This window comes from Nakamurella leprariae, from assembly GCF_016918035.1.
Lineage (GTDB): Bacteria > Actinomycetota > Actinomycetes > Mycobacteriales > Nakamurellaceae > Nakamurella > Nakamurella leprariae.
Genome location: NZ_JAERWK010000005.1, coordinates 255883 through 267904 on the forward strand (window position 1 = coordinate 255883; position 12022 = coordinate 267904).

The window sequence follows — 12022 nt, forward strand, 5'->3', positions numbered from 1 at the left end:
GTGCGCGGGGCGCGACGGATCGCAGCGGCCGGCCTGGTCGCCGTGCTCGCGGTCGTCTCGGTGGCGGGTTGCACGTCGACGCCGGAGCTGACGCCGAGTACCGGCATGGCAACGAGCAGCGACGCGGTCCGTCCGACGTCGTCGGCCCTGATCACCCCGGTGACGCCGAACGGATTGCTGACCGGACCGGGGGTCACCGCCACCACCGTCGCGCTGGGGGTGCTCGTCGACCCGGACCGCGACCGCGGGTTCACCGACGGGGTACGGCTCTGGCAGCAGGTGGTGAACAGCACCGGTGGCGTGTGCGGCCGCACCGTGACGCTGGCGACGAACGGCACCGGTGGCGTGCCGGCCGACCCGGCGCAGGCGTACCCGGTCATCGGGCGGCAGGTGCTCGGCCTGGTCGCGTTGGGACCGGCCGACCCCGGCACCTCCTGGCTGGACGACGCCGCGGCCGACCAGATCCCCACAGTGGTGCCGTCCGGTGCGGATGCCCAACTGGGACCGGACCGCCCGGTGGTGGTCGGGGCTACCGCCGGCGTGCAGCTGATCAACACGCTGGCCTACCTGGCGGCCCAGGGCACGCTCCCCGACGGTGGGCGTCTCGGCGTGGTCGGCGACGGCAGCCCCGAGAGCGACGACGCGCTGGCCGGACTGCGGTGGTGGGCGGCCGACCACGACGTGGACGTCATGGTGCGCGCGTCGGACGAGCCGCTGGACGGCGCGATCTGGACCGGCGTCCCGGTGGTGGTCTCGCTGGCCGGACCGCAGCCGACCGGGCAGGTGCTCGAGACGGTGCCCGCCGACACGATGGTGATCACCGGGGTGGACGGGTACCGGCCCGACGTCTGGTCCGAGGCGGCCCGCGCCGCCGTCGACCGGGTCGTGGTCATGACCCCGGTGCCCGCGTACGGATCCGACCAGCCCCGCGCCGCCGACGTCATGGCCTGGTACCAGGCCGCCGGCGGCACCGCCCCCGGCGCCCGACTGCTGAGCGGTTTCGGCACCGCGCAGGTCTGGGGCCGGATGCTGCTGGACATGTGCGAGGACGCCGACCTGACCCGGTCCGCCGCCTGGCGCGCGGTGGCGACGATGGGGCCGGCCCCGTCCGACTCGCTGTTCGGCGCCGTCGAGCTGAGCCGGGTGCTCGGCGGGCGACCGGCCACGGTCGTCTCCGCGCTGGCCCGGGGCGATCTGGACGCGCCGGCGCAGCTGACCCCGTTGACCTGGCTGGGCGCCGCGGAGGACGTCGAGAGGTACCTGACCCAGCGGTGACACTGTGATCCAGCTCTCTCGGCGCGGCTGATCGGAACACTCCCGCGGAGCCACGGGTTGCGCCGGAGGTCCGACCCTTCCGCTCGCTGAGGAGTTGCCCATGGTCGCGCTCGGCACCACCGGTCTCGACGTCTTCCCACTGTCGCTCGGCGGCAACGTCTTCGGCTGGACCTCCGACCAGGAGACCTCGTTCCGCGTCCTGGACGAGTTCCTCGACGGCGGCGGCAACTTCATCGACACGGCCGACGCGTACTCGCAGTGGGCGCCGGGCAACGTCGGCGGTGAGTCCGAGACCATCCTGGGCGAGTGGCTGACCAGCCGCGGGGTGCGGGACCGGATCGTGCTGGCCACCAAGGTGAGCGCACTGAGCACGGCCAAGGGACTGTCCGCCGGCACCATCGAGCGCGCCGTGGAGGACTCGCTGCGCCGGCTGCAGACCGACGTCATCGACCTGTACTGGGCGCACTACGACGATGCGGACACGCCGCTCGAGGAGACCGTCGCCGCGTTCGACCGGCTCGTCCGGGCGGGCAAGGTCCGTGCTCTGGGCGCGTCCAACTTCACCGCCGACCGGCTCGAGCAGGCCCTCAAGATCGCCGACAGCACCGGCACTGCGCGCTATCTCGCGCTGCAGCCGCACTACAACCTGGTCGAGCGGGGCATCGAGGACGACCTGCTGCCGCTGGCCCAGCGGTACGGGCTGGCCACGGTGCCCTACTACGCGCTGGCCAGCGGGTTCCTGACCGGCAAGTACCGCGCAGACGGCTCGGCCGGCAGCGGTGGGGACAGCCCGCGGGCCGGCGCCGCCCGCAAGTACCTGGATGGCCGCGGCCGCGCCGTACTGCCCGCGCTGGACGAGGTGGCCGCCGAGACCGGCGCCTCGGTGACCGCGGTGTCGCTGGCCTGGCTGCGGACCCGGCCCACCGTCGTCGCCCCCATCGCCAGTGCCCGGGTGCCCGAGCAGGTCGCCGACCTGCTGGCCGGAGCCCGGCTGGAGCTGACGCCGGCGCAGGCGCAGCGGCTCACCGACGCGTCGGCCTGACGACCCGGAGCCCCGGGCCGATGACTCCGGTCCGGGGCTCCGGTCTGTCCTGGTGTCGGCGTTCCTTCGTCCACCAGGAGTCAGCGATGACCAGCATCACCCCGTGTCTGTGGTTCAACGGCCGCGCCGAGGAGGCCGCCGAGCTCTACGTCAGCCTGTTCCCGGACTCGAAGATCCTCTCGGTGTCCCGCTACCCGGAGGGGACGCCGATGCCGGCCGGGGAGGCGATGACCGTCGACTTCCAGGTGGCCGGCCAGCCGATCCAGATCCTGAACGGCGGCCCCCACTTCCAGCTGGACGAGGCCTTCTCGCTGTCGGTGACGGTGGACGGTGGACAGTCCGAGGTGGACCGGTTGTGGGACGCCCTCATCGAGGGTGGCGGTGCGCCCAGCCAGTGCGGCTGGCTCAAGGACCGGTTCGGCGTCTCCTGGCAGATCGTGCCGGCGGAGATGATCCGGCTGCAGAGCGATCCGGATCCGGAGGTCGTCGGCCGGGTCATGCAGGCCATGTTGACGATGCAGAAGCTGATCGTCTCGGATCTCGAGGCGGCCGCCCGGGGCTGATCGCGCGAGCCCGCGGCACCGCGGATCGAGCGCCGGGCAGCCGGCGATCCCGGGGCGCACGGATGGGCTGCGCCGTCGGGCCGGGCCCGACGACCGGCCGCTGGACGGCCCGGATCTCGCGGGTCAGCTCGTCGACCTGACGGCGGGTGGCGGCCTGCTCGGCCTCGTCCTCCTGCGCGACCCGCTCGACGATCCACGACGCGATGGTGGCGGTGACCGTCCCGAGCAGGGCGACGCCGCCGATCATCAGCACCACCGCGACGCACCGCCCGGTGACGGTCACCGGCGCCCGGTCGCCGTAGCCGACCGTGGTGATGGTGGTGAAGGCCCACCAGATCGCGTCGCCGAAGGTGTTGATCGTGGCGTCGGGCCGGCCGCGTTCCGCGTCCAGCATGGCCAGGGCGCACAGGTGGATGAGGCCGACCGTGCAGCCGGCCACGTAGACGATGACGCGTCCCCGCAGTGTGCGGCCGGCGAACCGCTGGAACACCCCGAGCAGGACGACCAGGCGCAACACGCGCAGCGGTCGCAACAGCGGCAGCGCGACCACGGCGAGGTCCAACAGGTGGTGCAGGAACCACCGACCCCGCTGGTGGGCCAGCAGCAGCCGCCCCGCGTAGTCGACGGCGAACACCACCCAGGCGACCCAGACCACGACCGCCGCGACGGTCTCCTGCGTGCCGTGCAGATCACCGATGACCTGCCACGACCAGGCGGCCAGGAACGCGAGGGCGGCCGCCATGAGCGGCCATTCGGCCAGTCGGTGCCATCGGGCGGCGTCCATCCGCGAATCATGACAGCGCACGATCATCACCGGCCGGAACGGTCCGCTGCACGGCGCTGCGCTCGCGGCGTCGGGCGGTGGAGACCGATCGGTCGAGCGTGCGGGCAACTGAGCAGGTGGACGACCGTGCACGCGATCCACGGCGGCAGCATCGAAGTCGCCCGCGTGCCCATCACCCTCCCCCAGGCGGTCCTGATCGATCCGTCGCTCCGCGACGAGGTGGAGTCGACCTCCGAGTTCTGAGCTCTCCGTCTCAGCTGATGCTCATCCGTACGTGAGGCACTCATCGAGATAGATGTCGAGGCGACTGCTCAACTTGCCGAATCCCCATTCCCGGAGCACGGCTCGCTTGCGCTCCGCCGCGGTGAGCTCCGGACCCATGGCACCCATGAGGGTCCGGACCTCACCGCGCGGGATGTCGGTCAGGTCGCGTGGGCCGCGCTCGCGGAGCAACACCGGCTCGACGTCCATCGGGTACAGCGTCGCTTCGCCGGTCCGCACGTACCGGTCCCGGACACGCTGCAGCTGCTGGCGCCGGACCGCTCCGTCCACGGCGAGGTCGAGGAGACGGCGGATCTCCCTGCCGACCCGCTGCCCACCGGAGGCGGTGACGTACAACCGATACGCGCGATCCGCGTGCATCGGCCCTTCGGCCTCGACGATCTCCGCCAGGCCCTCGCGCACAGCGGTCAGCGCGACGTCGCTCACCGGAGTCAACTGCCGTGGGGTCCACAGCCGGTAGGGCGCCTTGCGCACCGCCCCGGAAGGCGGCGGGGTCACCGGCCCGGGCGCAGCCGTCCGACCGCCTTGCGCTCGGACCGAGTCCACCGTCCCGACGACAGCCGTTTCGGATCCGCCGGCCTCGACCGTGGCTGCGAGGCCCTCGTCGTCCTCTTCGTCGTCGGCCGGGGGGACGTACCAGGACGGCGGCGAGGCGACGACCGGTGGGCGTGGCCCGAGGGCAGGCTCCCCGATGGTCGACTCCTCCGCCGACACGACATGCTGCTCGTCCGCCGGGCGCGGCGGCGGTGTGATCGCCGTCCTGACGAGGTCCTCGGCTCGAGTGTTCGCCTGTGCCTCCCGCCAGTCCCCCGTCGGGATGCCCAGATCCTCGAGGTGTCGCCAGACCGGCTCCATGGCCACCGCGGGGTCACGGAAGAACGCCGATCCACGGATGCGCTCGAAAGTCCAGCCCGCCCGCTCCAACACCTGCTGACGGGCACGGTCGCTCTCCCACGCGTCCTCGCCGTGCCAGCGGTCGCCGTCGCACTCGATGGCCAGACGTGATTCCGGCCCGGTGACCACGATGTCCAGGCGGTACTGGCCGACCTTGTACTGGACGGCCACGTCCCGGTACCCGCGGTCGAGCAGTGCCCTGACGACCTTGCGCTCGAACTCGGACTCGCAGCGGCCGAGCAGATCGGTGCGCACCGCCTCGACCGCGGGATCGCCCAGGCAGTGCCTGATCAGCGCGGCCCGGTGGTCGCCCGGCAAGAGATCGTTGGGCGACACGGACGTCACGACCCACATCTGGTTGCGCGCCCGAGACGCGGCGACGTTGATCCGACGCAGGTCCTTCGCGCTGGTCATGGCGCCGTGCCGAGTCTTCGCCTGACTCGGGTCAGGTGCGATGACCGTGCTCACCACCATGACGTCACGCTCATCGCCCTGGAAGTTGGCCGGTTCGCCGACCCGGATGGCCCGTTGCTGCATGATCTCCGGGCCGAGCCGGTCGAAGAGCCTGTCCCACACCAGCTTCGACTGCGCGGTGCCCAGCAGCGTGATCACGCCGAACGACATCCCGGCGCACGCCGGGTCCCGGTGCAGCCGCTCCAGCAGGTCGACGACCGCATCCGCCTCCGGCTTGTTCACGAAGCCGATCCGGTAGCCGTCCTCGACGGTCAGGGTGCGCAACGGTCGCCACCCCGGACGCGGCGCCCGGTCCCGCAGCGGCACGATCTTGCCGTCGTAGGCCAGTCGGTTGGAGAACTCGATGATCGGCGGCAGGCTCCGGAAGTGCTCCGTGAGCATCACCGGACTGGAGAAGCGCAGCATGGCCAGGTCGTAGAGGCTGCGGTCCGGATCGAACGTCGTCCGGTACCCGTGGATGTCCCGCAGGAAGTCGTCCATCAACTCGAAGACGCGTTCGCGGTTCAGCCCGACATTCTCCGGGCTGGTCTGCTTGTCGTCGCCCACGATGATGGTCGTGCGGGCCAACGCCAGCAGCGGCAGCGCCTCGAAGCCGATCTGGGACGCCTCGTCGACGATCAGCACGTCGAACGACGGCTCCGCAGTCGGGCGGAAGTTGGTCAGCGCCCGGCTCACCGGCATGATCCACACCGGCACGGCGGTCGTGGCGTCCTCCAGTGCCGTCCGCATCTCGGCGATCCACCGGTTGGCGTACTTGCCGCCGGTCTTGCCGAATCGATTGACGGCCGCGACGTAGCGCTGCAGTGCTTGCCGTTCACGGTGGCCGAGGTTGTCGAGCAGCCGGTGCCAGGCGCGCTCGGCCACCAGCTCGGTGATGGCGCGTTGCCGGTCCTGCGTGGTCTGCTCCATCTGCGCCTGCACCACGGACGGCGAGGGCAGCGCGGCGATCCCGGTGAGCCAGGTGTCCAGCTGACGCCACTGCCACACGCCGGCGAAGTCGGCGGTGACGACGGCTCCCGGGTCGCGCGCGAGCTTCTCGGCCCACACCGGTGCGACTGCGGCCAAGCGGCCGCGCAGCTCTCGCAGCCGTTGCGCCTGCGGTGCGATCGCGGCGAGCTGCTCGACCTCGGCCCACCAAGCGGTCCAAGCCTGCTGGTCGCCGTCGATCACCGCCCCGGCCAGGTTCCGCCACAGTGGCGAGGCGCCGCCGGATCGGGCGCCGCGCTCGAGGTGCTCGCGGACCCGGTCCAGGCGGAGATCGATGGCGCTGACCTGGGCGAAGACGTGCACGTCGTCCAGTGATGATGCGATCGAAGCCAGCCCACCGGCGTCCGGATGATCCGGGGTGGGAACTCCGAGTGCGTCCAGCCGGCCACGGAGCTGCTCCCACCGCTGCCGCGCCTGTCGGCAGGCGAGGACGTGATCGAGCTGCGCCGTGACCGTCTCCTCCGGCAGTCCGGGCAGTGCCGGGCCCCCCACCGGAGCGACCTGGTTCTGCCACTGGATGGCGATCCGGTGCCTGAGCTGCTCGATCACCAACGCATCGATGCACAGTTGGACTGTCTCCGCGGTCGCCGGCGGGCGTCCGTCCACCGTGCACGACTCGACCGCCCGCTTGGCGTCCCGGGCGAAGAGGCCGAGCTTGCCGCCGGCAGCGAGTCGAGCGGCCGCTTCGCGCAGATGCTGCTCGAAGCGGTCCTCGGCAGCGCTCGGCACCCGGACGTCATGAGCGCGGACGCCGGCGCGGAGCCTGAACACCTGATCGCGCAGGGCCGTCACGCGCTCGATGAAGCCGCCCCATTCGCTCGCAAGACGAGCGTCGCCGTACTGCAGCAGGACTCGCTCGATCCAGTTCCCGGCGACCGACCGACGCCAGTCCACCTCCCGCCGAACCGCGACCGCCAGCTCGGTGATGGCGTCGACCTGCTCGACTGGGGCCGGTGCACCGGGCCGGAGGGCGGCCGCACCGCGAGTCGCCCGATCCCGCAGGTCATGTCGCGTTGCGACGAGCGCAGCGAACTCCTCCGGCGACGGCAGCTGCGCCCGATCAGGCAGCGTCAGCCCGGCCTGGTCGGCTCGGTCCGTCCCGATCGAGGCGAGCAGGCTCACGAGCTCGGTGAACTCGTTCGAGCTCAAGGGTGCCGTGCAGTGCGGTCCGATGGGATCGGCGATCACTTCGCCGTACCGGTCAGCGGTCTCGGCCACCCAGGCGGCTGCGACCTGGGGCGTCAGCGATGCGCCGGCCAGCCAGTCACCCGGCAGCGCTTCCACCTCAGCCCGGCGGGTCCGGCGGAGCTGATGGGTGAGCTCGGCGAAGCGCCGGTCGATCTGGTCGATCGTCGACATCAGCTGGGTGATCCGCGCGTCGGCCGCTCGCGCGTCGCCCTGACCGACTCGGGTCTGGATGTGCTGGATCGAGTTGCCGAGCCGCCGTCGGCTCTCCTCGTCGGCACCGAGCACGGACACCGCCAGGTCGCGGATCTCCTCCGGGATCTTGTCGGACAGCACGCTGAGCGCCTGTTCCTTCTCGGCGACGACCAGCACGCGCCGCCCCTCGGCGACGAAGTGGCTGATGAGATTGGCGATGGTGTGCGACTTCCCGGTCCCGGGTGGCCCCTGCACGACGACGCCGGGTTGGAACGAGGCCAGCCGCAGGATGCGCTGCTGCTGCTCGTTCGCCGGCAGCGGCAGCATCAACAGGCCGCTGTCACGGCCACTGTCACGGCCGCTGCCGTCGCTGGTCCCCGCGCCATCGCCCGCGATCGGGTCCTCGGTGGTCAGGATGGCCCGCAGCGGCGGCGGAATGACCTCGTGATCGTCGCGGTACAGCTGCCGCATCGCCTCGAGGAAATCCTCGGAGTTGGCCAGGCGGCGGCGCAGGAACACCGTCCAGCTGGGTGTGACCACGGCATGGTCGACCGGACCGGACGGCGATGCTGCCATCAGCTCCCCGCGGTGATCCACCGCCCGGACGAGCCGGCGCAGCAGCTCGTCCCGCTCGGTCTCGTTCCACGGGTCGATGGCCTGCTCGACGACCGCCTGCCGGATCGCGGTGAATCCGGCCCGGTCGTGCACGTCGAGGCCGCGGACGACTCGATCGTCGACCTCGACGCCGCCGGCCGGAGTGACGGTGATCGTCGACGTCCGCCGGTCGATGGCCACTTCGACCGGCACGGACAGCAGCGGGTGGTCCACGACCTCGGCCGGTTGCGCGGTCATGTCGGTCCACCGCAGGTGGCCGAACCCCCACACCAGCTCGACGGAGTCCCGGTCGACGGCGAGTCGCTCGTGCTGTTCGAACAGGTTGCGATGCAGGTCCTTGACCTGTTGGGCGAGGCCCCACACGACCGACCAGGGCCGCCAGACCTCATCGATCCACGCCAGGGCCGGCGCGGTACGGCCGGCCCACTCGTCCTCGGCCGCGGCGACCTCGTCCGGGTCGCGGTCGGGAGCGTGCTCCGGGGGCGGCTGCAGGTGCGGGGCGACCGCCGGTGAGATCGAGGCGCCGTCGACCAGGACCGCGGCCACGTCATCGGGCGGCTCCGGAGCCGCAGGCAGGTCGATGAAGTCGACCGTCAGCCAGCGGGACTCGTCGGGGTGGATCCGGACCGCCTCATGCACCGGCAGCGACGACTCGGCCAGCCGGAACAGCCCATGGTCGGCGATGCGCCGCACCGAAGGGTGGCGGTGCGACTCGTACGCCGCCAGGTAGTCGATCAGGTTGAGCGCCTGGTCGCGGGCCGTCGACGGCGCGGCCTCGACCATGCGGGCCTCCTGTTCATCGCGCGGTGAGCGGGTCGCCACTCGGCGTGTTGGAAATGGTACGAGAGCGGGCTGACAGCCCGCGGGGATCGTCCCCCGGGGCCGAGTTGTGCAGCGCAGCGCTGCACCACTGCACTCCGCCCACTTGCACCGTCCAGATCGCCCACTGGGTGCCACCCGACCAGATGTGCAACAGGCGGTTGCACAATTGGGCGGCGCGTCCCGAGTGGCGGTCGGCGTCTCCGAGCTGACGGATCGGCCGCCGCCCCGGCGGGTACCAGCAGGCACCAGTCGGCCCACCGACACCGAGGTCGACAGGACGAGAGGATCCGCGTGAGCAGCAATCCGTCACCAGACGTCGCCGAGCGGATCGCCGAGCTCGCCCAGCAGGCCGGCGTGACGGTGGCCTGCGCGGAGTCGCTGACCGGCGGTCAGATCGCCACCGCCCTGGCGGCGGCACCTGACTCGTCGGCGTGGTTCCGGGGCGGCATCGTGGCGTACGCCAGCGAGGTCAAGCACGACCTGCTCGAGGTGCCGCCCGGCCCGGTGGTGTGCGAGGAGTCGGCCCGGACGATGGCGGCCACCACGGCCAAGCTGCTGGGCGCGGACGTCGTCGTCGCCGTGACCGGGGTGGGCGGGCCCGATCCGCAGGACGACCAGCCGCCGGGCACCGTGTGGTTCGCCCTGCGCAGCGGGGACGGTGTCGAGAGCTGTTGTCTCGACTTCGACGGCGATCCGCCGGAGATCGTCGAGCGGACCACCGCCGAGTCACTGCGCCGGTTGCACGAGCACCTGCGGCCCTGATCAGCGCGTCAGCTGCCGTGTCCGAATCCCGCTAGGAGATCGGCCGGCGGCGGCGCACGATGCTGGTGTGCAACCAGCCACGGGGTTCGACGAGCGCTACCGGGCCATCCAGACCCGGGACAGGCGGTTCGACGGCCAGTTCGTCACCGCCGTCCGGTCGACCGGCATCTACTGCCGGCCGTCCTGCCCGGCGCGCACACCGAAGCCGGCCAACGTCACCTTCTTCGCCACCAGCGCCGCCGCGCACCAGGCCGGCTACCGGGCGTGCAAGCGCTGCCTGCCCGAGTCCACGCCCGGGACGCCCGCCTGGAACCTGCGCGGCGATGTGGCCGCCCGGGCCATGCGGCTCATCGCCGACGGGGTGGTCGACCGGGAGGGGGTGCCCGGGCTGGCGTCCAGGCTCGGCTACTCGACGCGGCACCTGACCCGGCTGCTCACCGAGCAGCTCGGCGCCGGGCCCCTGGCGTTGAGCCGGGCGCACCGGGCCCAGACCGCGCGGACGCTGCTGACCTCGACCGCCCTGCCCATCGGCGACGTCGCCTACGCGTCGGGTTTCGCCAGCGTGCGGCAGTTCAACGACACCGTCGGCGAGATCTTCGATCTCACGCCGACCGAGCTCCGGACCCGGGCCGGTGGGGCGGCGGCCGCGACGTCCGGCGCGATCGACCTGGTGCTGCCGGTCCGGCCACCGCACGACGCGGCCTGGGTGCTGGCCTGGCTGGCCCGCCGGGCGGTCCCGGGCGTGGAGGTGGGCATCGCCTCGGCGTACGCGCGGGCGGTGGGGCTCCCCGGGGGCCCGGCGTGGTTCCGGGTGAGCCCGGGTGCCACCGGACTGCGGCTGACCGCGCGGCTGACCGCGATGCGCGACCTGCCGACCCTGGTGGCCCGGGTTCGGCGACTGTTCGACCTGGACGCGGATCCGGTGGGCATCGACAGCGCCCTGAGCGCCGATCCGGTGGGGGCCGTGCTGGTCGCGGCCCGACCCGGGATCCGGGTCCCCGGCAGTGTCGACCCGGCCGAGATGCTGGTCCGCGCGGTGGTCGGGCAGCAGGTCAGCGTGACCGCCGCACGGACGGCGCTGGGTCGGCTGGCCGAGCGGGTGGGTACCCCGGTGCAGACCGAGATGGGCCCGACCCGACTGTTCCCCACGCCCGCGCAGATCGTCACTCTCGGCGCCGAGGCCCTGCCCGGACCCCGGAGCCGGCGGGAGACGTTGCTCGCGGTCTGCCGGGACCTGGCCGACGGGACGCTGTCGCTGGACGTCGGCGATGACACCGCCGAGCAGGCCCAGCGACTGTCGACCTACCGCGGCATCGGTCCGTGGACCACCGGATACCTGGCCATGCGGGTGCTCGGTGACCCGGATGTGCTGCTCACCGGCGACCTGGCCGTCCGTCGCGGTGCCCAGGTGTCCGGCTTCGCCAGCGACGCACCTGCACTGCTGACCCGCGCCGCCGCCCTCACGCCGTGGCGGTCCTACCTGTCCATGCATCTCTGGGCGGCGGCCGGGTCGGAACCCCCCGCCGCGCAACCCGTTCGAGTCGAGGAGTCGTCGTGACCGCACTGGTCGACACCGTCAGCACCGCGGATGGACCCTTCACCCTGGTCGTGGACCGGACGCCGGACGGGGAGGTGGTACTCGCCTCCGGATGGACGAATGACCTCGATGCCGTGATCAGCCGGATCGGTCCGGCCGCGCGGCCGGAGTCGATGGAGGCCGGCGAGACCGACGCCGGTCGCGCGGTGATCGCCTACTACGACGGGGATCTCACCGCGATCGACCGGGTGCCGGTGCGACAGATCGGCGGGGCGTTCCGCACCGTGGCGTGGCAGGCACTGCGGGACATCCCCGCGGGCCGGCCGCTGACGTACTCCGAGTTCGCCCAGCGGCTGGGCAATCCCAAGGCGGTGCGGGCGGCGGCGGGGGCATGTGCGAGCAATGCACCGGCGCTGTTCGTGCCGTGTCACCGCGTGCTGCGGACCGACGGCAGCCTGGGCGGCTTCGCCTGGGGACTGGACGTCAAGCGCTCGTTGTTGGCGCGGGAGGCGACTGCTGCGATCTGATCTCGACGACGGAGGGGTGGGGGGGCGGGCGGCCGGGCCCCCCCCCCCCCGCCCACAGGACGCCCCCCACCACAGGCC

At 72.4% G+C, this 12022-nt stretch carries 8 protein-coding genes; 6 read left to right on the forward strand and 2 right to left on the reverse strand.

The genetic code is table 11. The annotated features are described in order from the left end of the window. From JL106_RS04065 to JL106_RS04075, 3 genes are all read left to right on the forward strand, one after another. Complete coding sequence (locus tag JL106_RS04065; protein ID WP_205259384.1) at nt 1-1275, forward strand: ABC transporter substrate-binding protein; 1275 nt, start codon at nt 1-3, stop codon at nt 1273-1275. Nucleotides 1276-1375: 100 nt separating this feature from the next. After that, nucleotides 1376-2317, forward strand: coding sequence for an aldo/keto reductase (locus JL106_RS04070; protein ID WP_205259385.1), 942 nt, complete (start codon nt 1376-1378; stop codon nt 2315-2317). Nucleotides 2318-2403: 86 nt separating this feature from the next. Next, nucleotides 2404-2880, forward strand: coding sequence for a VOC family protein (locus JL106_RS04075; protein ID WP_205259386.1), 477 nt, complete (start codon nt 2404-2406; stop codon nt 2878-2880). On the opposite strand, the gene JL106_RS04080 is transcribed toward JL106_RS04075, so the two are convergent. Together JL106_RS04080 and JL106_RS04085 are read right to left on the reverse strand one after the other, a co-directional pair. Further along, the gene (locus JL106_RS04080; RefSeq protein ID WP_205259387.1) at nt 2813-3664 is read right to left on the reverse strand and encodes a potassium channel family protein; all 852 of its coding nucleotides are present in this window, start codon (nt 3662-3664) and stop codon (nt 2813-2815) included. The two genes, JL106_RS04075 and JL106_RS04080, sit on opposite strands and share 68 nt — an antisense overlap. A 264-nt stretch (nt 3665-3928) precedes the next feature. After that, on the reverse strand, nt 3929-9079 hold the full coding sequence (locus JL106_RS04085) for an AAA domain-containing protein (protein WP_205259388.1): 5151 nt from the start codon (nt 9077-9079) through the stop codon (nt 3929-3931). Nucleotides 9080-9403: 324 nt separating this feature from the next. Here JL106_RS04085 and JL106_RS21915 point away from each other — a divergent pair, with 324 nt between their 5' ends. The 3 genes from JL106_RS21915 (at nt 9404) to JL106_RS04100 (ending at nt 11944) form a co-directional block, all read left to right on the forward strand. Beyond that, complete coding sequence (locus JL106_RS21915; RefSeq protein ID WP_407940092.1) at nt 9404-9880, forward strand: CinA family protein; 477 nt, start codon at nt 9404-9406, stop codon at nt 9878-9880. A gap of 67 nt (nt 9881-9947) precedes the next feature. Beyond that, a complete protein-coding gene (locus tag JL106_RS04095) occupies nt 9948-11438 on the forward strand; it encodes an AlkA N-terminal domain-containing protein (RefSeq protein ID WP_205259390.1) in 1491 nt (496 codons plus the stop codon). After that, complete coding sequence (locus JL106_RS04100; RefSeq protein WP_205259391.1) at nt 11435-11944, forward strand: methylated-DNA--[protein]-cysteine S-methyltransferase; 510 nt, start codon at nt 11435-11437, stop codon at nt 11942-11944. Before JL106_RS04095 ends, JL106_RS04100 begins: the two co-directional genes overlap by 4 nt. Nucleotides 11945-12022: the final 78 nt, after the last annotated feature.

Bases quoted from the DNA above. Each gene is read 5' to 3' on its own strand.
- JL106_RS04075 (WP_205259386.1), top strand. From the start codon at position 2,404: ATGACCAGCATCACCCCGTGTCTGTGGTTCAACGGCCGCGCCGAGGAG.
- JL106_RS04070 (WP_205259385.1), top strand. From the start codon at position 1,376: ATGGTCGCGCTCGGCACCACCGGTCTCGACGTCTTCCCACTGTCGCTC.
- JL106_RS04085 (WP_205259388.1), bottom strand. From the start codon at position 9,079: ATGGTCGAGGCCGCGCCGTCGACGGCCCGCGACCAGGCGCTCAACCTG.
- JL106_RS04080 (WP_205259387.1), bottom strand. From the start codon at position 3,664: ATGGACGCCGCCCGATGGCACCGACTGGCCGAATGGCCGCTCATGGCG.